24 protein-coding genes are annotated in these 23,140 nt (G+C 39.3%); 12 read left to right on the top strand and 12 right to left on the bottom strand.

The features are described 5' to 3' along the window. The first annotated feature begins 138 nt into the window (after positions 1-138). From MKY46_RS18310 to mnhG, 7 genes are read left to right on the top strand one after another with little or no spacing between them, the layout of a single operon-like run. Positions 139-2,550, top strand: coding sequence for a Na+/H+ antiporter subunit A (locus MKY46_RS18310; RefSeq protein ID WP_080717040.1), 2,412 nt, complete (start codon positions 139-141; stop codon positions 2,548-2,550). After that, a complete protein-coding gene (locus tag MKY46_RS18315; protein ID WP_036119837.1) occupies positions 2,537-2,959 on the top strand; it encodes a Na(+)/H(+) antiporter subunit B in 423 nt (140 codons plus the stop codon). Before MKY46_RS18310 ends, MKY46_RS18315 begins: the two co-directional genes overlap by 14 nt. Further along, the gene (locus MKY46_RS18320; RefSeq protein ID WP_004228379.1) at positions 2,959-3,300 is read left to right on the top strand and encodes a Na(+)/H(+) antiporter subunit C; all 342 of its coding nucleotides are present in this window, start codon (positions 2,959-2,961) and stop codon (positions 3,298-3,300) included. Before MKY46_RS18315 ends, MKY46_RS18320 begins: the two co-directional genes overlap by 1 nt. Further along, positions 3,293-4,780, top strand: coding sequence for a Na+/H+ antiporter subunit D (locus MKY46_RS18325; RefSeq protein ID WP_036119835.1), 1,488 nt, complete (start codon positions 3,293-3,295; stop codon positions 4,778-4,780). Before MKY46_RS18320 ends, MKY46_RS18325 begins: the two co-directional genes overlap by 8 nt. A 4-nt stretch (positions 4,781-4,784) precedes the next feature. Next, positions 4,785-5,264 carry a Na+/H+ antiporter subunit E gene (locus MKY46_RS18330; RefSeq protein ID WP_036119832.1) on the top strand — a complete coding sequence of 160 codons (480 nt, stop codon included), beginning with the start codon at positions 4,785-4,787 and terminating at the stop codon, positions 5,262-5,264. Further along, a complete protein-coding gene (locus tag MKY46_RS18335) occupies positions 5,261-5,542 on the top strand; it encodes a Na(+)/H(+) antiporter subunit F1 (RefSeq protein WP_004228375.1) in 282 nt (93 codons plus the stop codon). The genes MKY46_RS18330 and MKY46_RS18335 overlap by 4 nt, the downstream gene beginning before the upstream one ends. Further along, a complete protein-coding gene (gene mnhG, locus MKY46_RS18340; RefSeq protein WP_036119829.1) occupies positions 5,526-5,894 on the top strand; it encodes a monovalent cation/H(+) antiporter subunit G in 369 nt (122 codons plus the stop codon). Before MKY46_RS18335 ends, mnhG begins: the two co-directional genes overlap by 17 nt. Before the next feature lie 49 nt (positions 5,895-5,943). Here the strand turns inward: mnhG and cysC are convergent, their stop codons facing one another. The 4 genes from cysC to MKY46_RS18360 form a co-directional block, all read right to left on the bottom strand. Continuing rightward, complete coding sequence (cysC, locus tag MKY46_RS18345) at positions 5,944-6,537, bottom strand: adenylyl-sulfate kinase (protein ID WP_036119825.1); 594 nt, start codon at positions 6,535-6,537, stop codon at positions 5,944-5,946. Beyond that, positions 6,534-7,673 carry a sulfate adenylyltransferase gene (gene sat / locus MKY46_RS18350; protein WP_036119823.1) on the bottom strand — a complete coding sequence of 380 codons (1,140 nt, stop codon included), beginning with the start codon at positions 7,671-7,673 and terminating at the stop codon, positions 6,534-6,536. The genes cysC and sat overlap by 4 nt, the downstream gene beginning before the upstream one ends. Before the next feature lie 71 nt (positions 7,674-7,744). Then, positions 7,745-8,809 (bottom strand): inorganic phosphate transporter, encoded by a 1,065-nt coding sequence (locus tag MKY46_RS18355; protein ID WP_036119821.1) that lies wholly within the window; start codon positions 8,807-8,809, stop codon positions 7,745-7,747. 12 nt (positions 8,810-8,821) lie between these two features. Then, positions 8,822-9,523: a phosphoadenylyl-sulfate reductase gene (locus MKY46_RS18360; protein WP_036119818.1), complete on the bottom strand. Its 702-nt coding sequence runs from the start codon at positions 9,521-9,523 to the stop codon at positions 8,822-8,824. Positions 9,524-9,988: 465 nt separating this feature from the next. Here MKY46_RS18360 and MKY46_RS18365 point away from each other — a divergent pair, with 465 nt between their 5' ends. From MKY46_RS18365 to MKY46_RS18380, 4 genes are read left to right on the top strand one after another with little or no spacing between them, the layout of a single operon-like run. Further along, on the top strand, positions 9,989-11,041 hold the full coding sequence (locus tag MKY46_RS18365; RefSeq protein WP_036119815.1) for a sulfate ABC transporter substrate-binding protein: 1,053 nt from the start codon (positions 9,989-9,991) through the stop codon (positions 11,039-11,041). A gap of 11 nt (positions 11,042-11,052) precedes the next feature. Next, positions 11,053-11,886 carry a sulfate ABC transporter permease subunit CysT gene (gene cysT / locus MKY46_RS18370; protein WP_036119812.1) on the top strand — a complete coding sequence of 278 codons (834 nt, stop codon included), beginning with the start codon at positions 11,053-11,055 and terminating at the stop codon, positions 11,884-11,886. 10 nt (positions 11,887-11,896) lie between these two features. Beyond that, positions 11,897-12,772: a sulfate ABC transporter permease subunit CysW gene (gene cysW / locus MKY46_RS18375; protein WP_036119808.1), complete on the top strand. Its 876-nt coding sequence runs from the start codon at positions 11,897-11,899 to the stop codon at positions 12,770-12,772. 15 nt (positions 12,773-12,787) lie between these two features. Then, positions 12,788-13,858 carry a sulfate/molybdate ABC transporter ATP-binding protein gene (locus MKY46_RS18380; protein ID WP_036119803.1) on the top strand — a complete coding sequence of 357 codons (1,071 nt, stop codon included), beginning with the start codon at positions 12,788-12,790 and terminating at the stop codon, positions 13,856-13,858. Between the two features lie 576 nt (positions 13,859-14,434). Here the strand turns inward: MKY46_RS18380 and cysI are convergent. From cysI to MKY46_RS18415, 7 genes are all read right to left on the bottom strand, one after another. Beyond that, positions 14,435-16,150 carry an assimilatory sulfite reductase (NADPH) hemoprotein subunit gene (gene cysI / locus MKY46_RS18385; protein ID WP_036125142.1) on the bottom strand — a complete coding sequence of 572 codons (1,716 nt, stop codon included), beginning with the start codon at positions 16,148-16,150 and terminating at the stop codon, positions 14,435-14,437. A 124-nt stretch (positions 16,151-16,274) separates the two neighbouring features. After that, positions 16,275-18,068 (bottom strand): assimilatory sulfite reductase (NADPH) flavoprotein subunit, encoded by a 1,794-nt coding sequence (locus tag MKY46_RS18390; RefSeq protein ID WP_340835052.1) that lies wholly within the window; start codon positions 18,066-18,068, stop codon positions 16,275-16,277. A 41-nt stretch (positions 18,069-18,109) separates the two neighbouring features. Next, entirely contained in the window at positions 18,110-18,259 is a 150-nt protein-coding gene (locus tag MKY46_RS18395) for a YezD family protein (protein WP_080717104.1), read from the bottom strand. Further along, on the bottom strand, positions 18,259-18,999 hold the full coding sequence (locus MKY46_RS18400) for a sirohydrochlorin chelatase (RefSeq protein WP_340835055.1): 741 nt from the start codon (positions 18,997-18,999) through the stop codon (positions 18,259-18,261). Before MKY46_RS18400 ends, MKY46_RS18395 begins: the two co-directional genes overlap by 1 nt. Before the next feature lie 12 nt (positions 19,000-19,011). After that, positions 19,012-19,785, bottom strand: a complete 774-nt coding sequence (gene cobA / locus MKY46_RS18405; protein ID WP_036119797.1) for a uroporphyrinogen-III C-methyltransferase — start codon at positions 19,783-19,785, stop codon at positions 19,012-19,014. 298 nt (positions 19,786-20,083) lie between these two features. Beyond that, positions 20,084-20,287, bottom strand: coding sequence for a hypothetical protein (locus tag MKY46_RS18410; protein ID WP_036119794.1), 204 nt, complete (start codon positions 20,285-20,287; stop codon positions 20,084-20,086). 134 nt (positions 20,288-20,421) lie between these two features. Continuing rightward, positions 20,422-21,930, bottom strand: coding sequence for a leucyl aminopeptidase (locus MKY46_RS18415; RefSeq protein WP_036119791.1), 1,509 nt, complete (start codon positions 21,928-21,930; stop codon positions 20,422-20,424). Positions 21,931-22,013: 83 nt separating this feature from the next. On the opposite strand from MKY46_RS18415, the gene MKY46_RS18420 reads away from it, so the two are divergent. Next, positions 22,014-22,538, top strand: coding sequence for a divergent PAP2 family protein (locus MKY46_RS18420; protein WP_051891600.1), 525 nt, complete (start codon positions 22,014-22,016; stop codon positions 22,536-22,538). A gap of 90 nt (positions 22,539-22,628) precedes the next feature. Here the strand turns inward: MKY46_RS18420 and MKY46_RS18425 are convergent, their stop codons facing one another. Further along, positions 22,629-22,958 (bottom strand): YuiB family protein, encoded by a 330-nt coding sequence (locus MKY46_RS18425; RefSeq protein ID WP_036119784.1) that lies wholly within the window; start codon positions 22,956-22,958, stop codon positions 22,629-22,631. Between the last annotated feature and the right edge of the window lie 182 nt (positions 22,959-23,140).

Consider the following 23,140-nt stretch of genomic DNA (forward strand, 5'->3'; position numbering starts at 1 on the left):
TATTTTTATTGATAACTTCCTATTTATAATATAACGAAAATTCTTCCACTACCGCAAGCTAAATCCCATTCGTCCATATGCATTCGCAATTAAAGTACGTTATAATTGGTATACTTACCTGCATAAAGGAGGGTTTTTTTGTTACAAGTACTTTATATTTTCATTCCAATGCTTGCTGCAATATTAGTGCCTTTTTTATATAAACGCATGAAAAATATTCACACAGGCTGGTTTGTTCTTGCTGTACCTGCTACACTCGCAGTTATCTATGCAACATATATTGCACAAGTAGCTGAAGGAGAAGTATTTATTGCAGAGCTACCTTGGATTCCATCACTTGATATTTCCATCGTTTCGTATTTGGATGGACTTAGCTTATTATTCTCACTACTCATTACCGGAATTGGTTCATTGGTTGTACTTTACTCTATCTTTTACTTAGATAAGCATAAAGAAAAATTACATAATTTTTATGTTTACTTATTGCTATTTATGTCAGCCATGCTGGGAGTAGTACAGTCAGATCATTTAATAACACTTTATTTCTTTTGGGAACTAACATCTATTTCGTCATTTTTACTCATTGGCTATTGGTATAACCGTGATGCCTCACGCTTCGGTGCACTGAAGTCCATGATGATAACAGTCGGTGGCGGCTTAATGATGCTAGGTGGTTTCGTTCTTCTTTATTTAATGGGAGGAACCTATTCCATCCGTGAACTGATTGTGATGGCACCTAATTTAGTAGACCAACCTTTATTCACTTGGTCGCTCGTTTTATTACTTTTAGGCGCATTTACAAAGTCCGCACAATTCCCATTCTATATTTGGCTACCAGATGCAATGGAAGCACCGACACCAGTAAGTGCCTATCTTCACTCCGCAACAATGGTCAAAGCAGGTATCTATTTAGTGGCACGCTTTACACCTATTTTTGCTGCCTCAGAGCTTTGGGTATGGCTTGTAACAGGAGTAGGTCTCTTAACGTTATTCTGGGGTTCCTTCTTTGCAGTGAAGCAAACAGACTTAAAAGGCATTCTTGCATTTTCTACAGTCAGTCAACTGGGACTGATTATGTCACTGCTTGGGGCGAGCGCCGTTGCCTTTCATGCTAACGACACAGTCGATACGATTAAATTTGCGGCATATGCAGCTATTTTCCACCTTATCAATCATGCAACATTTAAAGGCAGTCTATTCATGATTGCAGGGATTGTGGATCATGAAACAGGAACTCGTGATATTCGAAAACTTGGTGGATTAATGAGTATCATGCCGATTAGCTTTACTGTGGCAGCTATTGGCAGCTTATCAATGGCTGGTCTTCCACCATTTAATGGCTTCTTAAGTAAAGAAATGTTTTTAACAGCTATGCTTGCCCTTCAAAAGTTTGAATTTTTCGGTTTTGAAACATGGGGAGCACTCTTCCCTATTATTGCTTGGATCGCTAGTATTTTCACATTTATCTATAGCTTTTATTTTGTTTTCCGAACATTTAATGGCAATTACAAGCCGGAACAATTACCTCATAAACCACATGAGGCACCAATAGGGATGCTTATTTCGCCGATACTTTTAGCAGCATTAGTCGTAATTATTTTCTTCATCCCGAATTTGATAGGCAATACCTTTGTCAAGCCTGCTGTTCAAGCCATTCAGCCATTTTTATATGATACACCACAAGCTGTTGATATACATGTATCAGCTTGGCACGGCATTAACCCTGAGCTACTGATGACAATCGGAATAATTATCATAGGGGTATTATTATTTGTTGCCTTACCAAAATGGCAAGGAATATACCAACGATTCCCACAAGCATTCACATTAAACAATGCCTATGACAAAATCATGCAGGGGTTGGGTGTTGGCTTAAATCGTTTATCACGACGCTATATGACTGGCTCGATGCGTCACTATTTACTCTATATGTTTAGTGGAATCGCTATTATCGTCATTGGCTCTCTTTTTGTGAAGGATGCTTTTAGTCTTTCATTCCAAGGGGCCTCACCAATTAGACCATATGAAATTATATTGATTGTGGTTTTATTAATTGGTACAGCCATTACTATCTTGGCCAAGTCACGTTTAACAGCCATTATTGGACTGGGTGCTGTTGGCTACACTGTTGCATTATTCTTTGTTATTTTTAACGCGCCGGATTTAGCGTTAACACAGCTCGTTATTGAAACGATTTCAGTAGCACTATTTTTATTAGCATTTTATCATCTCCCAAAGCTTGGCAAGCGCGAGGAAAGAATGAGATTCCAATTAAATCGTGCCATTGTTTCAATTGCAGTTGGTGTTATGGTAACACTTGTGGCACTATCTGCGCATTCACAAAAACTGATTCCTTCTATTGCTAAGTACTACGAGGAAACCGTGTACTCATTAGCTGGGGGAGGAAATATTGTAAACGTAATTTTAGTAGATTATCGTGGTTTCGATACATTATTTGAAATTACAGTACTAGGCATTGCGGGCATGGCCATTTTAGCCATGATTAAGTTGCGTATGAATAGAAAGGAGAAAACACATGAAAACAAATGATGTGATAATACAATTTACAGCTAAAATTGTATTTTTCATTATTTTCTTCTTCTCCATTCATATATTTTTAGCTGGTCACTATACGCCTGGGGGAGGCTTTGTTGGAGGACTGTTAACATCAAGTGCACTTGTTCTCTTAGTGCTAGCTTTTGATATCAATACAGTGCGCCATATCTTACCTATCAATTATACGTATGTAACAGCTATTGGCTTACTACTAGCCCTTGCTACTGCGGCATTCCCAATGTTTGTGGGCAAACCGTTTTTTACGCATTACTTTGATTATTTCGATTTACCGCTTCTGGGCAAACAGTCATTACACACGGCCATGCTTTTTGATAGCGGTGTCTATTTGGTTGTTGTCGGCGTTACGATGACCATTATTCAAACGATTGGGGAGGATGAATAATGGAAATAATTATGGCCTTTGTCATCGGCTTTCTCTTTATGGCAGCTGTCTATTTAATTTTATCGAAAAGCTTATTACGCATTATTATTGGAACAGGTCTTTTAAGTCATGGTGCCCACCTGCTCATCTTAACAATGGGGGGCCTTGGTGGCGAAGCACCACCCGTTTTAAACGAAGGAGCCAAAACTTTTGCGGACCCTTTACCCCAGGCACTTATTTTAACAGCTATTGTTATTAGCTTTGGGGTTACAGCATTCTTCCTTGTACTTGCTTATCGTTCCTATCAGGAGCTTAACACAGATGATATTAGCTTAATGAGAGGAAGTGATGAGGATGAATAACTTCCTATTATTGCCCATTATCATCCCGTTTTTCTTCGGTATGATTTTAATGTTTGGGCAAAAAAATCTAACCTATCAACGGTCATTTTCATTACTTGGTATTGGGCTCGCCTTCATCTCTGCTATTTCACTTCTTTTAAAAGTGAAACAGGATGGTATTCAAAAAGTAACATTCGGAAATTGGCCTGTTCCTTACGGTATTACAATGGTATCTGATATGGTATCTGTATTACTCGTTACAACGACATTGCTTATTGCATTTTTTGTTGTTTGGTATGGTTTCGGTTCCATTACGAAGGAACGTGAACGCTTCTTTTATTACCCTGGTATTATGTTTATTTTAACGGGGGTCAATGGGGCCTTTACGACTGGCGATATTTTCAACTTGTTTGTTTTCTTTGAGGTATTGTTAATGGCTTCCTACTTACTCATCGTTCTAGGTGGTGAGAAGGGACAACTGAAAGGGTCTATTAAATATATTTTAATTAATGTTATTTCTTCGGCCTTATTCGTTATTACCGTTGCCTTTTTATATTCCGTAGTCGGTACATTAAACATGGCGGATATTGCTGTCAAAATTGCTGAAATTAATCAGCCGGGAATTATTACGGTTATTGCCGTCCTATTTTTAATGGTATTTGGACTAAAAGCAGCCATTTTCCCATTATACTTTTGGCTTCCTACTTCTTATGCGGCAGCGCCAATCCCTGTCCTAACTCTATTTGGTGCTTTGCTTACAAAGGTGGGTGTCTATGCCATTACACGTACCTATACGCTATTTTTTGTACATGATTTATCCTATACGCACGATTTATTAATGGTACTAGCCATTGCTACTATCGTAGCTGGATGTATTGGGGCACTCGCTTATTTTGATGTCAAACTCATTATTATCTACAATATTGTTATTGCAGTAGGTGTCATTTTATTTGGTGTTTCTCAAATGAATGAGGTTTCCTTAAAGGGTGCTATGTTTTATTTAATTCACGATATGCTTATAAAGGCAGCACTCTTTATGTTAATCGGCATTGTCATCTACATTACTGGTACATCTGATTTGCGTAAGATGGGTGGTCTCATGAAGAAATATCCGGCTCTAGGCTGGTGTTATTTGATTGCAGCTTTTGGTTTAGCTGGCATTCCACCACTTAGTGGATTTGTTGGAAAGCTGCTTATTGTACAGGGAGGCTTTGAGGCTGGTAGTATGTGGAGTAGTATTTTTATCTTAGCATCTTCACTGCTTGTCCTATTATCCGTGATTCGTATTTTCCTTTATGCTTTTTGGGGTGAGGAGAAAGAAACACACGGGTCTGTCGATAAATCTGTCTATAAGATGCTGTTTATGCCTACTGCCCTTTTAGTACTCATTACTGTAGCATATGGTGTTGGTTCAGAATGGATTACGCCATTCATGGACGATGCAGCAAAATTATTAACGGATCCATCTATCTATATAGATGCTGTCATGAAGGGGGATTAACACAATGGCATTTCAAATGATTTTAAATTTTGTACTTGCCTTCGTCTGGATGTTCCTCTCCTCTAATTACACAGCAGCTGGCTTTATCATAGGGTTCATCATGGGGATCATTTTACTTATCATCATGCGAAGATTTTTCAAATCACGTCTTTATGTCTACCGCTTATGGGCCCTTATTAAACTGACTTTGCTGTTTTTTAAAGAGTTAATATTAGCCAATGTGCAAGTTTTAAAGGTCGTGTTAAAGCCTAAATTGGACATGCAACCTGCCTTTTTTGCCTATCCTACTGTTTTAACCGAAGACTGGGAAATCACTTTATTATCAAGTCTTATTACGTTAACACCCGGAACAGTGGTAGTGCATGTATCAGATGATGCGAAAACATTGTATGTACATGCGATTGATATTAATGATGTGGATGAAGCTGTTGCTTCCATTCGAGATTCATTTGAGAAAGCGATTTTGGAGGTGAGTAAATCATGACAACATTTATTATTGCTGTGATCGTAGTGATTTGCTTATCGATGATTGCAGTTATTTACCGAATGGTAAAAGGCCCTTCTGCATCTGATCGTGTTGTCGCTTTGGATTCACTTGGTGTTTCACTTATTTCTCTTATTGGACTATTTTCGATTTTAGTGGAAACAAGCTTCTTTCTAGAAATTATTTTATTGCTTGCGATTTTATCGTTTATCGGGACAATGGCTTTCTCTAAATTCATAGAGAAAGGAGATATCATTAAACGTGACAATTCTCGCTAATAGCTTAGTTATCTTTTTCATTTCTGTTGGCGTACTGTTTATCGTCGTCACAGCTATCGGACTTGTCCGCTTACCTGATTTGTATACGCGTGCCCATGCCGCTTCTAAAAGTGCAACACTGGGTGTCATGTGTGTATTGATTGGTGTATTCTTTCACTTTTGGCTAATAGAAGATCATTTCAATCCCCGAATTTTACTAGGGATACTGTTCCTCTTCATCACTGGTCCTGTAGGGGGACACATTATGACTCGTTCTTCCTATATCGCTGGTGTAAAGCCTTGGAAAGGTACAGTACGTGATGAGTTAGGTCCTGAAATTGACAGAATGAAAAAGGAACAAAATGTAAAATAAACATAAAAGAACTGCTCGTTCGTACTGTCGAGCAGTTCTTTTAATTTCTTTAAATGTATCCCTTCAAAGTTAAAATCTTCGTCAGTTGTTCAACACACTCCTCGATGGAATGTTGTTCTGTGTTCAAAATAATTTCTGGATTCTCTGGTTCTTCATATGGGGCACTAATACCTGTAAAGTTCGTAATTTCAGCATTCCTTGCCTTTTTATATAAACCTTTCGGATCTCTTTTTTCACATGTTTCTACTGAACACTTTACATAGACCTCTAAAAATTCACCGTCGTCTACAAGTCCACGTACTACTTGACGATCTTCTCGATAAGGTGAAATAAAAGCGGTTAGCACTATTTGACCGCTTTCTATAAATAGCTTAGAAACTTCCCCTATTCGGCGAATATTTTCCTTTCGTCCGGACTCATCAAATCCTAAATCCTTATTCAAGCCATGGCGTACATTATCACCATCTAAAACGAAGGCTTGATTGCCCCGTTCAAATAATCGCCGGGCAAAAGCATTGGCCACGGATGATTTCCCTGAAGCAGATAATCCCGTAAACCATAAAATAAAGCTTTGATGTTTGTTTTTTGAACGACGTTCCTCTTTCGTAATGGAGGCTTCATGCCAAACAATATTTGAACTCATTTAACTACCTCCTTACGCATGCCTTTGATTAATACATCTACAACTTCTTTGCGGCTAAATGTACTAGGTGGTACTTCTCCATTACGAAGCATTTCACGTACTTTCGTTCCTGATAGAATAACATGGGCTGAGCCATCATGCGGACACGTTTTGGTAGTAGCCATCCCCTCACATCGCTGGCAATAAAAACTATGTTCGAATTTTAATGGCACTATTCCTAATTCATCTTCCGTAAACTGTTCAAAAATCTTTTGTGCATCGTACGTACCATAATAATCACCTACACCTGCATGGTCACGACCAACAATAAAATGGGTACAGCCATAATTTTTCCTTACAAGCGCATGGAAAATGGCCTCCTTTGGCCCAGCATAACGCATTGCGGCAGGAAAAACGCCTAATTGGACACGGCTTTCAGGATAGTAGCTTTTCAATAAAACCTCATAGCTCTCCATACGTATTGTAGCTGACACATCATCCGATTTTGTTTCACCAATAAGTGGATTTAAAAATAACCCATCAATCGTTTCAAGCGCTGCCTTTTGAATATATTCATGCGCCCTATGAACTGGATTGCGAGTTTGGAAGCCAACAATTGTTTTCCATCCCTTGTCGGCAAATAATTGACGTGTTTCTACGGGATCAAACGAATACGCAGGAAATTTTTGTGCGATACGTTTGATTAAGGTAATTTTTCCACCGACATAAATAGCAGGTCGGTCATGAAGCTTTTGAACTCCTGGATGTGCTAAATCCTCTGTCCCATATACAAGCAAAGCCTCTTTTCGTTTATTCGGCTCATAAATATCAACTACTTCAATAACGCCATAAACTTCATCTTGATAGACCAATTTCACCTCATCACCAGGCTGTATAGTAGCTGCTTTTTCTTGTGTAACAGGTAATGTAATCGGAATACTCCATACTACGCCTGATGCTAAGCGACTTTGTTCCACAACTGACTCATAATCTTCTTGTGTTAAAAAGCCTTCAATTGGGCTATAGCCACCTATCGCAATTAACTCTAAATCACTTAAAGAAATAGCATCCAGCTCAATTTCCTTGTGAATGGTTGCTATCTCTTTTTCTGGGTTAAACGCTTGCACAAGAAGCCCACCATGTGGTTGTAAACTCATGAAAATCTCCTCCTACTTCTAGTTAAATACTAAGTTTTATAGTCAAAATAGTAGTTCTAGCATGATTCAATTTATATGCCTTCACCTGCGTCATAAATGGACTGCTCTTCTTCTCGCATCGTCCGCATTAGGCTAATGACACCTAGTGTCCCAACAATAATAGTGCCAATCAAAATAATGGCATAGAGGTCCTTTTCTAAAAATAGCTGCACTAAAAAGTACGAAATAGCTAACGAAAAGATAGGCGATACAATCCAAATCCGAATGATTTTTTTGACAATATGCTGATGGAAAATTTGTTTTCCATTCTTCGCCATGCCCATCCCGATGATGGATGAAGATGTTACTTGTGTTAAAGGAACTGGAAGCCCAAAAAGCGAGCTTACGCCAACAAGAAGGGCACCTGTACTAGAAATTAAGATTCCTTCTGCCTTTTGAAAGCGCACAATTTTTTTACCATTGGTTTCAAGCACTCGTTTGCCAAGTAGCATAGCACCTAGTGCCACAAATGCCCCACCTAGGACAATGCCCATCGTAACATCCATCATCCCTGCACCAACAAGTGGTCCAACAGCATTGGCGACATTGTTCATGCCAGCTGAAAAGGCTTCGAAAAATCCAGCTAATACGAGCAGAACCGTTAAAATCGGACGATCTTTTAGCAGCCCTCTGTTTTGTAATTTATATAATAATTTTCCAAAGACAAGTGCAATGACAAAGGCGACAAGCGGTACAATGATCCAAAATGATATGATAACTAGCAATGAACGCACGAATAATACTTTATAGGCTATTCCTACTCCAACAACAGCGCCAACCGTTACTTCGCTCGTTGATAAGGGGATACCTAAAAGATTGGCGAAAAATAAGGAGCTTGTCGCCGAAATTAGGATAATGATGACAACCTTTACCGTAATATAGTCCTGCGGCATAATGCCTGAGCTAATCGTTTTGACAACCTCTCCTCCGCCTAATACAGCTCCACTATAGACACCTATTGCACAAAAAAGTAATGCTTGCCAAGCTTTTTTGATAGCACCTGCACCGTAAGCAACGCCCATTGAGGCTGCTGCTCCGCTTGCCCCTATATTCATCGCAAAAAATAAACTAATAGCTATTGCAAAATATTCAAGCATGGCAAAACTCCTTTATTCATGTAAACCACACTCCGTTTTACCAGAACCTTGCCATCGTCCTGAACGTAAATCATCCATCGTAAATGCAGGCTTTGTACAATGCTCGCAGCCGATACTTGGATAGCCTTGATCATGCAATGGGTTGTATGGCAGATTATGTTTAGAAACATAGCGCCAGACATCCTTCCATGTCCAATGAATCAGTGGACAAACTTTAATCGATTTAAATTTATCGTCCCGATTTAGAAAGTTTGTCTGTTGACGTGTTGGCGATTGTTCACGCCGCAAGCCAGATATCCAAGCCTTGTTACCTGACAAGGCTTCATGCAAAGGTTTTATCTTGCGAATGTCACAGCATTTATTTGGATTGGACTTCCAAAGCTCATCACCATATTGAGCGGCTTGTTGTTCTAATGTAAGGATAGGCTTCTTCATGACAATGTTTAGTTGTGGATATTTTTCTTTGACTCTATTAATCGTTTCATAGGTTTCTTTAAAATGGACATCTGTATCCAAAAAAACAATCGTAGCGTCTGGCTTTACCTTTGAAATGAGATCAATTAAGACAATACCTTCAATGCCAAAGCTACATGCATAGACGATTTCCTCTCCATATTCTCGATAGCCCCACTGTAAAACTTCCAGTGCACCCTTATACAGATCATCGACTTGAAAATCAATAATCGGTTCTTGCCAATTTTCGTACGTTAACATCAAATCCCCCTCATAGCAAAAAAGGCGTTTTAACAATAAGACACAGTAAAACAGGTCTTTGTTAAAACGCCTCTAGTTTGACTAGCCAGCTCTTTATTTAATGATTGTTCACTAGTATTTGCTACCTCGTACCACAATCATTCTTCTTATTACCAAATATATACTAAAATACACCAAGTAGTCAACTAGGTTTTTTGGCATATCTTTTTCATCCACCCATTTTTTCAGTTCCTTCCTGCATAGAATGAGTGGTATCTAGTGATCGTTACATTCATTTTCTAAATAATTAATTTTTTATTTAATTCCTTGTTGACTAATAGGAAATATATGTTTAATGTATTATTAAAGCTTTGACATAAATAATAAGTTGCTGATCAGAGAATCTGAAGGCCATCTACCCATGAAGTCATAACATTATGGGGGATGGCTTTTTGCATTCTTTAGATGGAAAAGGAGCGAAATGATATGAAAAAAAGGAGCTATGTTCTCCAAACGTTAGCACTATTAGCTGCAGTAACGTTAAGTTTAACTGGCTGTGGAAGTGCTAATTCTGATGAAAAAGCAAGTGGTCAGGAAGCAAAGAAGTCTGTAGAACTACTCAATGTTTCCTATGACCCAACACGCGAGCTTTACGATGAATTTAACAAGGATTTTATAAAAAAATGGAAAGACGAAACAGGTCAAGATGTCAAAATCAATCAATCACATGGTGGATCTGGCAAACAAGGTCGAGCTGTGATCGATGGTCTCGAAGCTGACGTTGTCACCCTTGCACTAGCTTACGATATAGACGAAATTGCTCAAACACGTGAGCTATTGAATAAAGATTGGCAGACAGAATTTGATTATAACTCGACCCCCTATACATCGACCATTGTGTTTTTAGTACGCAAAGGGAATCCAAAAAATATTCAAGACTGGGATGATCTAATTAAAGAAGATGTGTCGGTCATTACACCCAACCCCAAAACATCTGGTGGTGCACGTTGGAACTACTTAGCGGCTTGGGCTTATGCTGGAAAGTTATATAACAATGATGAAACAAAAATAAAAAAATTTATGAAATCACTCTATAGCAATGTTGAAGTATTAGATTCTGGCGCTCGTGGTGCTACAACGACATTCGTAGAACGAAAGATTGGAGACGTCTTAATTGCATGGGAAAATGAAGCCTACTTATCTTTAAATGAATTAGGGAAGGACGAATTTGAAATCATCACACCATCATTAAGTATTTTGGCAGAGCCACCAGTTGCAGTTGTTGACAAAATCGTTGATAAAAAAGGGACACGTGAAGTTGCGGAAGCTTACTTACAACATTTATATAGTGATATCGGGCAAGAAATTGCGGCAAAAAACTATTATCGACCACGTAATGAAACCATTCTAGCAAAATATAAAGAGCAATTTCCTCAGCTTGAACTTGTGTCCATTGATGATTTTGGCGGTTGGTCACAAGCACAAGCTACCCATTTTAAAGATGGTGGTACCTTTGATGAAATATATGTACCACAATAAGGAGCGTTTTGATGAGTCAGTTAATCCTTCCTAAAAAATCACGGCGAATAATTCCAGGCTTTCATCTGTCTCTTGGTTATACAATGCTCTATGTTAGTTTACTAGTGTTACTACCACTTTCAATGATTTTCATTCATACCATGTCCTTAAGCTGGACTGAGTTTATCGCTATCATTACAGAGCCTCGTGCTGTTGCCTCTTATAAAGTGAGCTTCAGCACAGCATTGATTGCGGGCTTACTAAATGTACTTTTCGGCACCATTATCGCATGGGTTCTCGTTCGCTATCAATTTCCATTTAAACGAATCATTGATGGCCTAGTAGATTTACCCTTTGCCTTGCCTACTGCTGTTGCTGGTATTGCTTTAACATCACTCTATGCACCAAATGGCTGGATCGGTCAATTTTTTGATTTTAAAATTGCCTTTACACCGCTTGGTATTATGATCGCGTTAACATTTATCGGGCTACCTTTTGTAGTACGTACAGTCCAACCCGTATTACAAAATATTAGCGCTGAGGTCGAGGAAGCTTCGGCAAGTCTTGGTGCCAATCGTTTACAAACCTTCAGTAAAGTCATTCTGCCAGAGCTATTACCTGCCATTTTAACTGGCTTTTCATTAGCCTTTGCCCGTGCACTTGGTGAATATGGCTCCGTTGTTTTCATTGCAGGAAATATGCCGATGAAAACAGAAATTACACCGTTAATTATTATGACGAAGCTAGAACAATATGATTATGCAGGTGCTACCGCAATAGCAGTTGTCATGCTTGTGACATCCTTTATTCTGTTGTTCACCATCAACTTGATCCAATGGCTAGCCAATCGTCGTTTTGTACAGTAGGAGGTACCACATGGAACAATCAACATTTATTCAGCAGGCTAGTAGTGAGAAAAATAAAGCAGCCCCAAAGTCTGCTGCATTACAGGAGCCCCGTATTGTTCGCTATTCGTTAACGTTCATTGCCTTAGCTTTTTTAGCTTTCTTTATCGTACTACCTTTACTATCTATTTTTATTACAGCCTTTCAAAAGGGAGCCGACGTTTATTTTGCTGCTATTACACATCCAGATGCGTTAGCTGCTATTAAGCTTACGTTAACGGTTGTAGCTATTGCTGTACCACTTAATGCTCTTTTTGGCGTAATGGCTGCATGGGCCCTTACAAAGTTTAATTTTAAAGGGAAAAATCTATTACTTACCATCGTTGATTTACCATTTGCCGTCTCCCCTGTTATCGCAGGACTAGTATTTATTTTATTGTTTGGTTCACAGGGACTTTTCGGTGATTGGCTGTTCGCACATGATATTAAAATTGTTTTTGCCTTGCCTGGCATTGTCCTCGCCACTATTTTCGTCACTTTACCCTTTGTTGCACGTGAGTTAATACCACTCATGCAAACACAGGGCACATCTGAGGAGGAAGCGTCCATTTCACTTGGTGCCAACGGCTTTAAAACATTTTGGTATGTTACATTGCCCAATATTAAATGGGGACTGTTCTATGGTTTGATTTTATGTAATGCACGAGCCATCGGGGAATTTGGGGCGGTCTCTGTTGTATCAGGTCATATCCGTGGCATGACCAATACGATGCCACTTCATATTGAAATTCTCTATAATGAATATCAATTTTCAGCAGCCTTTGCTGTTGCCTCCTTAATGAGTGTTATGGCCATCTTTACATTAGTTGTGAAAGATATAATCGCATGGAAATCAAAATCTAGTTAAAAGGAGATGGTCACGTTGAGTATACAAATTCAAAACGTATCCAAAAAATATGGTGCTTTTCAAGCATTAGAGGATATATCAGTTCATATTCAGTCAGGGGAGCTAGTAGCACTGCTCGGCCCTTCTGGTTCGGGAAAAACCTCTTTATTACGTGTGATTGCGGGGCTGGAAACCACTGATGTTGGTGATATCTTATTCGATGGTCAGTCCATAACCAATCGACATCCAAAGGAGCGCAATGTGGGCTTTGTCTTTCAGCATTATGCCCTTTTTCGTCATATGACAGTCTTTGATAATGTCGCATATGGGCTAAAGGTTCGCCCGCGAAAAAGCAGACCCTCAAAACAAGAAATAACAAATAAAGTGATGGAATTATTGCAGCTAGTCAAACTCGAAAATTACGCTAATCGATATCCAACACAGCTTTCAGGGGGGCAACGGCAACGTGTTGCACTGGCGAGAGCCCTTGCTGTAGAGCCTAAGGTTCTTTTATTGGATGAACCGTTCGGAGCACTTGATGCAAAAGTTCGCAAGGAATTACGTCGCTGGCTACGAAAGTTGCATGATGAATTTCATATTACCAGTATATTTGTGACACACGACCAGGAGGAAGCACTAGATGTAGCGGATCGCATTGTCGTAATGAATAATGGCAAAATCGAACAAATTGGCAGCCCAGATGAGGTGTATACGAATCCAAATAGTCCATTTGTTTATGACTTCTTGGGCAATGTCAATCTTTTTAAAGGTCGCTTACATAATGGTAAGCTCATGCAAGGCGAAGTTGCACTGGATGTACCAGATGCCCTCACACATACGAATGATAACGTAATTGGCTATGTACGCCCTCATGACATTCATATCGAAAAAACAAGTATTCCAGGGACAGTTCCTGTTAAAATCAGTCATATTCATTTGCTAGGACCTATTGTCCAAATTGAGCTACGCCGTGAGGATCTTGATGAATTTTTAGAGGCGGAGTTATCAAAAGAACAATTTTTCCACCTACAGCTTAAAGTTGGCGATCAAGTATTTGTAAAGCCAAAACAATTAAAAGTATTTATTCCCGAAGATTACTCCATTTAAAAAGCCATGTAGCAAAGCAATTTGCTACATGGCTTAGTGTTGAAAAAACAAAACCATTAATAGTATTTTTGTGAAATGTGAAAATAGATTTCCATTGCAGACTACTTGCTTTCCTGTGGGCAAGCGCCGAGCCGCTTCCTCCGCTACCGCTCCAATCCATAAAAAATGTTTCTTGTTAGCAAAGGCTTTCAACTAAAGTAAAGGTATTCACTACTCTTTATGGAGGGATGTTGTCAATCATCACTTCTCTACATTGAAAATAAGAGGCTATCCTTTCTCTACAAATAATGGGCTATTTTGTTCACTACGGCTCGTATGAAAGAGAAGGAAAAGACACTTTTACCACATGGTTGATTGAAGTGGAGCCAGCGTCACTCCTAGGGGATTTAGCGTCATAGCTGAGACCCTGGAGCGAACGTAAGTGAGTGAAGCGGCTCATCGGACGCCCCCTGGAAAGGACGCTGCGGAACGGAAATCAACCTCTCGCCTTGCTAAAGGTTCTTTTTTTGCTATTGACATCACCTTTTTTCAACAACAAGCCATGTAGCAAAACAATTTGCTACATGGCTTTAATCATTAGTGAAATTCTCTCCCATCATTAACAGCTGTCACATATCCAGCACGAATAACAAAGTCACCAAAATGCTCCCCCTCTAAACGCTCCTTCGCAAAATGCAGAAGAATTGGTCGAAGCTCTGCTAATATTTCTTCTTCGCCAATATTTTCACGATAGATTTTATTCAATCGGTTGCCTGTAAAACTTGCCCCTAAATACATATTATATTTCCCTGGTCCTTTACCGATAAAGCCGATTTCAGCCATAGCTGCACGTGAACAGCCGTTTGGACAGCCAGACATGCGTATAACAATTTCTGTTTCATTTAATCCTGCCTCATCGATAATGGCATCAATCTTCGTAATGAGCGAAGGTAAATAGCGTTCTGCTTCCGCCATTGCTAAACCACAGGTTGGTAAAGAAACACAGGCAATGGAATTGCGACGTAAGGCAGAATAATGCGCACCATCCGTTAGTTTGTATTGTTCAATAATCGTATTAATTTTTTTCCTTTTTTCTGGGGTCACATTGCTAATCATTAAATTTTGGTTCGGTGTTAGGCGAAAATCACCTGTGTGTACTTTAGCTATTTCGCGTAATCCTGTTAACAGCTGATAATCTTCAAAGTCTTTTATACGACCATTTTGAATAAATAACGTGTAATGCCAATGACCATCTGCCCCTTTAATCCAGCCAAATTCATCACCAGTACGCTCAAATATATAGGGACGAGCCTGCTGAATTTCCCAGCCTAGCCGACGTGTTAATTCTTCTTGGAACCAGGCAAGCCCTCTTGCATCGATCGTGTATTTAAAACGTGCATTTTTGCGCACAGAACGATTCCCATAATCACGCTGTATCGTAATAATTTTCTCTGCTGTTTCCAATAATTTATCTGGCGTAATAAAGCCAATTAAACGAGCAAGCTGTGGATAGGTTTCATGGTCACCATGGGTCATGCCCATTCCTCCACCAACAGCTATATTAAAGCCAATAAGCTGATTTTTTTCAACGATGGCAATAAGTCCAATATCTTGTGAAAAAACATCCACGTCATTACTTGGTGGAATTGCAATCCCTATTTTAAATTTACGAGGCAAATATTGTGCTCCGTAAATCGGTTCAATTTCTTCATCCTGACTATCTATCACCTTTTCCCCATCCAACCACAATTCATGGTAAGCCCGTGTTCGAGGTAATAAATGCTCACTTAGTTTGGCAGACCAGTTGTAAACCTCTTCATGCAATGCCGATTGGTTTGGATTCACATTACACATCACATTGCGGTTTACATCTCCACAAGCTGCCAGAGAATCCAATAGTACCTCATTGATTTCCTGCATATATTTTTTGACATTCCATTTTAAAATACCATGTACTTGAAATGCTTGACGTGTTGTTAACTTTAAAGAGCCATTACCATACGTTCTAGCCATTTCATCCATGACTAGCCATTGTGCTGGTGTAGCTGCGCCACCTGGTGTTCGTACACGCACCATAAATTGATAAGCAGGCTCCAGCTTTTGACGTTGACGTTCATTGCGCAGATCTCGATCATCCTGTAAATAACTACCATGGAATTTCATAAGACGATTATCATCCTCTGGAATACCAGAGCTTAATGGATCATTCATGGTACGTTCGAGCGTACCACGTAGGTAATTACTGTCAGTCTTAATGCGCTCTACATCACTTGGTTCTCCAGGCTGTGGAGGTAAAACTATCTTTTCTGTCATTCTTGATCGCTCCTTTAATCCTTTACACCTCGGCGTTTTGGCTTCCATCTGGGGCTGTGCTTTTTAGCTAAGGTACGAGCCTCACTATAGGAATCATTTGCTAAAGAACTCATGCTAAATACAGTTAGTAAACGTCACGTTGGTAGCGTTTCTGCTGTTTTAATTCATTCACAATGATTTTTGCTTCCTCTGGTGTTTTCTGCCCTTGCTGCTCAATGATGTGATGAATGGTTGCATCCACATCAGCTGCCATCGACTGTTTATCACCACACACATAAATGACAGCACCCTGCTCAAGCCATTCATAAAAGCTCGCCGCATTTTCTTGTAATTTATGCTGAACATATACTTTTTGGTCGGTATCTCGTGAAAAGGCTACATGCATTTGGCTTAATGTGCCCGATGCAAGCCAACGTTGCCAATCCGTTTGATAAAGAAAGTCCGTAACAAAATGCTGGTCGCCAAAAATAAGCCACGCTTTCCCCTCAATCCCTAACTCTTCTCGCTCCTCTAGGAAAGCTCGATACGGTGCAACTCCTGTACCTGCTCCAATCATAATAATTGGCGTATCTTCATTCTCTGGTAATCTGAAGTTCGGGTTTTTATGAACATAGATTGGTAATGTATCACCAATTTGAACGTGTTCTGCTACACTGCCAGAACAAACACCCAAACGTTTTCTGCCAGCTGTCTCGTAGCTAACCTTTCCAATGGTTAAATGAACTTCTTCGTTATTGGCCTTTTGGCTACTAGCGATGGAATAAAGTCGTGCTGGAATTTTACGTAGCGTCTCTACAAATTGCTGAGCACTCCATGTAAATGGTGCAAAATCCTTTACCACATCAAGTAAATCTCTACCTTTTGCATAGTCCTTCCAAGCATTCGGTTCCTCAAATAGCTTTAAAAATTGTTGATGCTCTGTATAAGCACCTATTTTTTCGAGTAAAGGCCTAGATAACACCGTAATCTCTAATTTTTTCTGTAACGCATCCTTCAATGCTACCGTTTCCTCAAAAACAGTCACTTCCGTTTCTGGATTGAATTGAAGGGCTGCCAGCAATGTATGGACTAATTGCTCATCATTCTCTGGCAGAATGCCAATGCTATCTCCAGGTTCAAAATGAAAATGAGCTCCCTCAATTGATAATTCAAGATGACGTGTCTCTTTATTCGAGCCACGACCATTTAAATTCAGATTTTCAAGTACTTCAGCGTAAAATGGATTTTTTCTTGAATATGTAGATTCTTCTAGTAGTTGCGTGTCTTCGTTTGATGTTGAAGTAGACCCTACAGCAGTTGCTTGCTGCAGAAATTTTTGTTGAACTGCTGAGAACCACTGTGCAGCTGCGTCGTCATAATCCACATCACAATCAGTTCGGGGAACCATTCTTGTTGCACCTAATTTGGCGAATTGCTCATCGAAATCCTTCCCCGTTTTACAGAAAAATTCATAGGAGCTATCCCCTAAAGCAAGGACCGAATACTGTAGTTGCTCTAGCTTAGGTGCGCGCTTACTGTGCAAAAACTCATAGAATTGTATCGCTTGATCGGGTGGATCACCTTCCCCATGTGTACTAACAATCAGTAAAAGATTTGTTATCTTTTTTAAATTAGTTGCTTTAAATTTTCCTAATGATGAGATAGTAACCTCTACATGTTGAGCTTTTAAAGCGGCTGCATATTTTTCAGCTAATCCTTGACTATTGCCTGTTTGAGAGCCATATAAAATGGTCATTGTTTGGGTAATGGGTTGGGCTGCTGGTGTTGGCTGTTCCTCACTTGCCTCCAACATTGCTAGTGGTGCACTTAAATAACCGTTAAGCCAAATTTTTTGTTCGGTTGTTAATTTAGGAAGAAGCTCATTTAATAACTTCACCTGCTCTTCATTAAATGGACTGTTTATTACTTGCAATTTCAATCTTTGCCACCTCACGAATCATCATCATTTCATTTTTTAGATTATCGAAGCCTGATTTTTTCCTTTTTTTCAATTTGAACCACGTAAGCATTTTGTACAATTAATGTAATTGATCCGTGGTTCACAGTATTTAACATTTGGCGGACATTCTCTAATGCTAGATTTACGTTTTCAGCTCTTTTATCTACCATTACGAAACACCTTCCTCTTTAAAATGTAATAATTCATCAATACGTTCCACTAACACCTTTTTCACATTGTCATCGTAGCCTAAGCTTTCACAAAGCACGATATCTTGGCTGTCAAAACTCTGTATTCGCTTGGCAATACTTTTCCTTAAAATACCTGTAAATAATAAATACGGTACAATAAAGACTTGCCGTTGCTTCCCTTTTTCTTGTTGGAGCCAGTCTTCAAAAGTCGGTCCCATCCCATATAAAAAGCATGTATCAACAACTTTATAGTGATATTTAGTACGTAACTTTGCTGCAATTTTTGCTAGATCTCTTTTGACGGCTGGATCACTACTCCCACGCCCTATGAGTAAAACACTTGCATCAAACTTAGGTTGCTGTTTTTCTATTATCCTAGCTTGTAATGAGTCAATTAATCGTTCATGGATTCCAAGAGGCTCACCATAAGTAAACTTTACAGATGGATATTGCTTTTGAGCTTTTGCCACTTCTTTCGGAATATCTTGTTTGGCGTGTTGGGCAGCTAGTAGTAAAATGGGCATCACTGCAATCGCTGTTGCACCTTTTCGAATACAACTCTCAATTCCTTCAGCAATGGTCGGTGTTGCAAGCTCCAAAAAGCAGACTTCTTGAATGGATACATGAACTTCCTGTTGCACTCCTTGAAGAAACGTTACGGCCTGCTCTACGCCTGCCTTGACTCGGCTGCCGTGTGCAATATATAAAATTGCTTGCATCATTCCACATCCTTACCTCGTTATTTGGGCTGGCTGTGGCGTGTTATGCTCAAACCATTGAATTGTTTCTCTTAGTGTCACAACTTTCCCTACTAATATGATGCTAGGGTTTTGAATAGTTTCCGTACACACAATTTCTTCAATTGTAGCTAAAGTACCCGTAACGGTTTGTTGCTTTGTGACTAATGTGCCCCAATGAATAACAGCCACAGGCGTATTTTCATCACGGCCATATTTGAGTAATTGCTGACGAATGTATGGCAGATTACCAACCCCCATATAAATGGCAATCGTGTCAATTCCCTTCGCAAGACTTTCCCAACGTATCGCATCTTCTTTCCCATCCTGCATATGCCCCGTAACCATGGCAAAACTTGAACCTAATGCCCGATGTGTAACAGGAATGCCTGCATACGCTGGCGCTGCTATACCTGAAGTAATGCCAGGTACAATTTCAAATGGAATCTGATGCTTAGCTAGTACCTCAGCTTCCTCAGCCCCTCTACCAAAGACAAACGGGTCTCCTCCTTTTAATCTTGTCACGACATACCCTTGCTGTGCATAACTGACAAGAGTCTGGTTGATCTGCTCTTGAATCATTGCATGCTGTTGTGGTAATTTCCCACAAAAAATCAATTTAGCGTCTTGCTTGGCATAATCCAATAGCTCTTTATTAATGAGTCTGTCATATAAAATAATGTCAGCACATTCAATACAACGTAATCCTTTGACCGTAATGAGGTCAACATCTCCAGGACCTGCACCTACGATATAAACTTTCCCCATTCCGTTTCACTCCTTCTATCCTCTATTTATAGTGGAGGGAGTCTTCTGTACCTGGTGGTTCAAAAAACACTTATTGAATCAAGATAATAAAAGAGGCCAATATTATCCTTAGGCACAACAATGCCTATGAACAATAAAAGCCTCTAGTTTGCTAGTCAGCCACTTATTTAATTCTTAGTAATATAATAAGAATAATAAATAATTTAGTATATTCTGTCAACACCCAATTTGCTACTTTGTAAGGCACAACAAAAACCAGTTGCCGATTATAAGACAACTGGTTAATCGTTTTATGTGCTTACCAAGGTCTGCGATACCGTGGACCTGGTCGAAAATATGGACCTGGCTGATATGGTCGATAGTTTGGATAATATGGATTATAAGGATATTGATTAAATTGAGAGCCAAGGAAACTTCCTAAAAACCCACCGAAAAACGGTGCACCAAATGGCCAAATAAAGCCTCCAAATCCTCCTCCTGGGTAACCTCCGAAATTGCGCATATGCTACCTCCCTTTTTACTCTATCGTATGAAGGAAGATACATCTATCATATGTAGAATGCCTATTCTATCGGGATTAGTGCTTAAATCACAAAAAACCAGCGAGAACAAATTCCCGCTGATTGCCATTCTCTATTACTTTTCTTCCCCTAAACGTTGGACAAAATTCGCAAGCGTACGTACCATAACCCCAGTACCGCCTTTAGGCCCTAAATCATGTATAGCCACTGCATCAGATGTGCCAGCAATATCTAAATGAATCCATGGCGTATCGCCAACGAATTCACCTACAAAGCCTCCACCGAAAATCATATGACCATCACGACCTGGAGAGTTGTTTAAATCAGCTACATCTGATTTACGAATTCGTTTTTTATCATTCTCTGTTAAAGGCATACGCCAAACAAATTCATCTGTCTCGTTTGCAGCTTCCATAAATGCTGCGAAAAATGCATCATCATTCGCAAGAGCACCTGTTTTATCCATACCTAGCGCAGTAATGACGCCTCCAGTTAAAGTAGCAACATCAATCAGTGATGTAGCACCTTGCTGTTTAGCATATGTAGTCGCATCTGCCAGAACTAAACGTCCTTCTGCATCCGTGTTTAAGACTTCAACCGTTTTCCCACTATACGTAGTAATCACATCATCTGGTTTAAATGCTGTATCAGATACCATGTTATCTGTAGAACCGATAACAGCTACAACATTTTTATTTGGACGTAATTCACCGATAATTTTCATCGCTCCAAGCACAGCTGCTGCGCCGCCCATATCGCCTTTCATACCGACCATTGAGTCTTTTGGCTTTAAAGAATATCCACCTGTATCATACGTTACCCCTTTACCGACAAGGCCAATTGGATCTTCAAAATCTTCAGTCGCTTTATATTTTAAAGTAATTAATCGTGGTTCTTCATATGAGCCTTGGTTAACACTTAAAATACCGCCCATACCTAGTTCCTCTAATTGAGCTTTACCTAGAATCTCTACTTCAAAATCATACTCTACTGCAAGTGATTGTGCATAATTGGCTAAATCAGTTGCTGTTAGTAGATTTGGTGGTAGATTAATTAAACTACGAGCTTCATTGACAGCATCCGCATAAATTACACCTACTTCAAAGCTAGCCACAACCTCATCTATATCCTCTGACATTGTCACAAGATGAACAGCATTAATACGTTTATCTACTTCGTTTGAAGTTGTTTTGTAATGAGGAATAGCATAATAGCCAAGTCCAATTCCTTCTCCTGCTAAAAACGCTACATCTGTAGTTGCAATTGAATCTGTTGTAAATGATTCTAGCCAAATGGAATACTCTTTTGCCTTTAAAGCTTTTAATTCTTTTCCTACTAAACCAAATGCTGCGCGAATATCACCTTCTGTTAAGTTTTTACGCTCGTCCAGGCCTACAAATAAAATACGTTTAAGGTTCGCATGGTCTTTCACAAATGGCAATTTCGTTAGTTTCTTTAATTCTGTTGATACGTCCCCAGCACTAATCCACGTATCAAGTGATTCACCGTAAAAAGATGAAAAGCTTGTCCAATCCTGCATTTGTTCACGATGTTTTGTGACTCCCACCACTAATAGTTCTGTAGAAATCGTTTCAAATGTTTTTGCTTCTTTTACAATATGCATGTAAATTCCTCCATTCCATATACTATTATAACGAAGTTTCTGAAAAGTACGTAATATTTGCCTGTATCTTCTTTTAGAAAATAATGAATGTTATAATAAAAGCAATTATTTGCGAAGGTTGTGATGAATTGAGTTTACTTCAAAATACCCCATTACTAATTGCCCTCTTTGCGGTTCTCTTTGCACAGTTTGTCAAAATCCCCATCCATTTTTTAATGACTAGACAAGTGAATTGGAGCCTGTTTACCTCGACGGGTGGTATGCCTAGCTCTCACTCTGCCTCAGTCACTGGACTGGCAACCTCGATTGCTTATGAGACGGGGTTGGAATCCCCTATTTTTGCAGTAGCCGCTATGTTTTCCATTATTGTGATGTACGATGCCAGTGGTGTTCGTTACCAAGCAGGACAGCATGCCGCTATATTAAATCAGCTGCGCAAGGACTTCCAAACATTGCTCCATGATTTAAAAAAATGGCCTCAGATGGATGGGCAGGAGAAAATGGAGGAATTAAAAACATTATTAGGTCATAAACGAAGCGAAGTATTTTTGGGGGCTCTCACAGGTATTTTTATCGCCATCATAACCTACGAGTTTTTCATCTTATAAGCAATAAAAACACATCCTCTAGAGGGAGGTTGTGTTTTTTTGTATAAAAAAAGTATTCTTCCTTCGATTGAAAGAAGAATACTCAGCAAGTTAGAACATTCGATATCCACTTTTTCGTAAATAAATCATCACGATACCTGCCACAATGGAACCCGCAAAACCACCTGATAAAATAGCAATATCTACAAACTGTAGCGCCTGTAATTTATCGATTAGTGCTGGGAATGCAGAACCTGGCTTAAAAATATAATCTAAGAAGCTTACTTCATCTACAATAAAGATGACAACGATTGGATACACAATCGACATTAACCATGTCATACGTAACAGCATATTTAACAAAAATCCGATACCAAAGAACATGACGAAAAATAACAATATTGAAATGATTAACTGTACTAATGAAACTGGACCATCCATGTATGTATAACCTCCGTTTTCCTCTCATTAGTTTACATGATTACGACAACGCTTTCAATGAACATATCCTTGTTTTCGCTTGTTCGACATATTTAGTTAATCTTTCAGTTATCGCGGGTATTCCCCTGTTTTTGCAGGTATTCTTTCTCTTACCGAGAGTATTTCTTTGTCTTCCGCGAGTA

It is taken from the genome of Lysinibacillus sp. FSL M8-0355 (assembly GCF_038008985.1).
GTDB lineage: Bacteria > Bacillota > Bacilli > Bacillales_A > Planococcaceae > Lysinibacillus > Lysinibacillus fusiformis_D.

Coding starts and splice junctions, on each gene's coding strand:
- MKY46_RS18410 (WP_036119794.1), bottom strand. CDS start 20,287: ATGCGCAATTTCGGAGGTTACCCAGGAGGAGGATTTGGAGGCTTTATT.
- MKY46_RS18420 (WP_051891600.1), top strand. CDS start 22,014: ATGAATGTTATAATAAAAGCAATTATTTGCGAAGGTTGTGATGAATTG.
- MKY46_RS18365 (WP_036119815.1), top strand. CDS start 9,989: ATGAAAAAAAGGAGCTATGTTCTCCAAACGTTAGCACTATTAGCTGCA.
- MKY46_RS18335 (WP_004228375.1), top strand. CDS start 5,261: ATGACAACATTTATTATTGCTGTGATCGTAGTGATTTGCTTATCGATG.
- MKY46_RS18360 (WP_036119818.1), bottom strand. CDS start 9,523: ATGTTAACGTACGAAAATTGGCAAGAACCGATTATTGATTTTCAAGTC.
- cysC (WP_036119825.1), bottom strand. CDS start 6,537: ATGAGTTCAAATATTGTTTGGCATGAAGCCTCCATTACGAAAGAGGAA.
- cysT (WP_036119812.1), top strand. CDS start 11,053: ATGAGTCAGTTAATCCTTCCTAAAAAATCACGGCGAATAATTCCAGGC.
- MKY46_RS18330 (WP_036119832.1), top strand. CDS start 4,785: ATGGCATTTCAAATGATTTTAAATTTTGTACTTGCCTTCGTCTGGATG.
- MKY46_RS18320 (WP_004228379.1), top strand. CDS start 2,959: ATGGAAATAATTATGGCCTTTGTCATCGGCTTTCTCTTTATGGCAGCT.
- MKY46_RS18315 (WP_036119837.1), top strand. CDS start 2,537: ATGAAAACAAATGATGTGATAATACAATTTACAGCTAAAATTGTATTT.
- MKY46_RS18355 (WP_036119821.1), bottom strand. CDS start 8,809: ATGCTTGAATATTTTGCAATAGCTATTAGTTTATTTTTTGCGATGAAT.
- MKY46_RS18425 (WP_036119784.1), bottom strand. CDS start 22,958: ATGGATGGTCCAGTTTCATTAGTACAGTTAATCATTTCAATATTGTTA.
- MKY46_RS18400 (WP_340835055.1), bottom strand. CDS start 18,999: ATGCAAGCAATTTTATATATTGCACACGGCAGCCGAGTCAAGGCAGGC.
- cysI (WP_036125142.1), bottom strand. CDS start 16,150: ATGACAGAAAAGATAGTTTTACCTCCACAGCCTGGAGAACCAAGTGAT.
- cysW (WP_036119808.1), top strand. CDS start 11,897: ATGGAACAATCAACATTTATTCAGCAGGCTAGTAGTGAGAAAAATAAA.
- sat (WP_036119823.1), bottom strand. CDS start 7,673: ATGAGTTTACAACCACATGGTGGGCTTCTTGTGCAAGCGTTTAACCCA.
- MKY46_RS18415 (WP_036119791.1), bottom strand. CDS start 21,930: ATGCATATTGTAAAAGAAGCAAAAACATTTGAAACGATTTCTACAGAA.
- MKY46_RS18325 (WP_036119835.1), top strand. CDS start 3,293: ATGAATAACTTCCTATTATTGCCCATTATCATCCCGTTTTTCTTCGGT.
- MKY46_RS18395 (WP_080717104.1), bottom strand. CDS start 18,259: ATGGTAGATAAAAGAGCTGAAAACGTAAATCTAGCATTAGAGAATGTC.
- cobA (WP_036119797.1), bottom strand. CDS start 19,785: ATGGGGAAAGTTTATATCGTAGGTGCAGGTCCTGGAGATGTTGACCTC.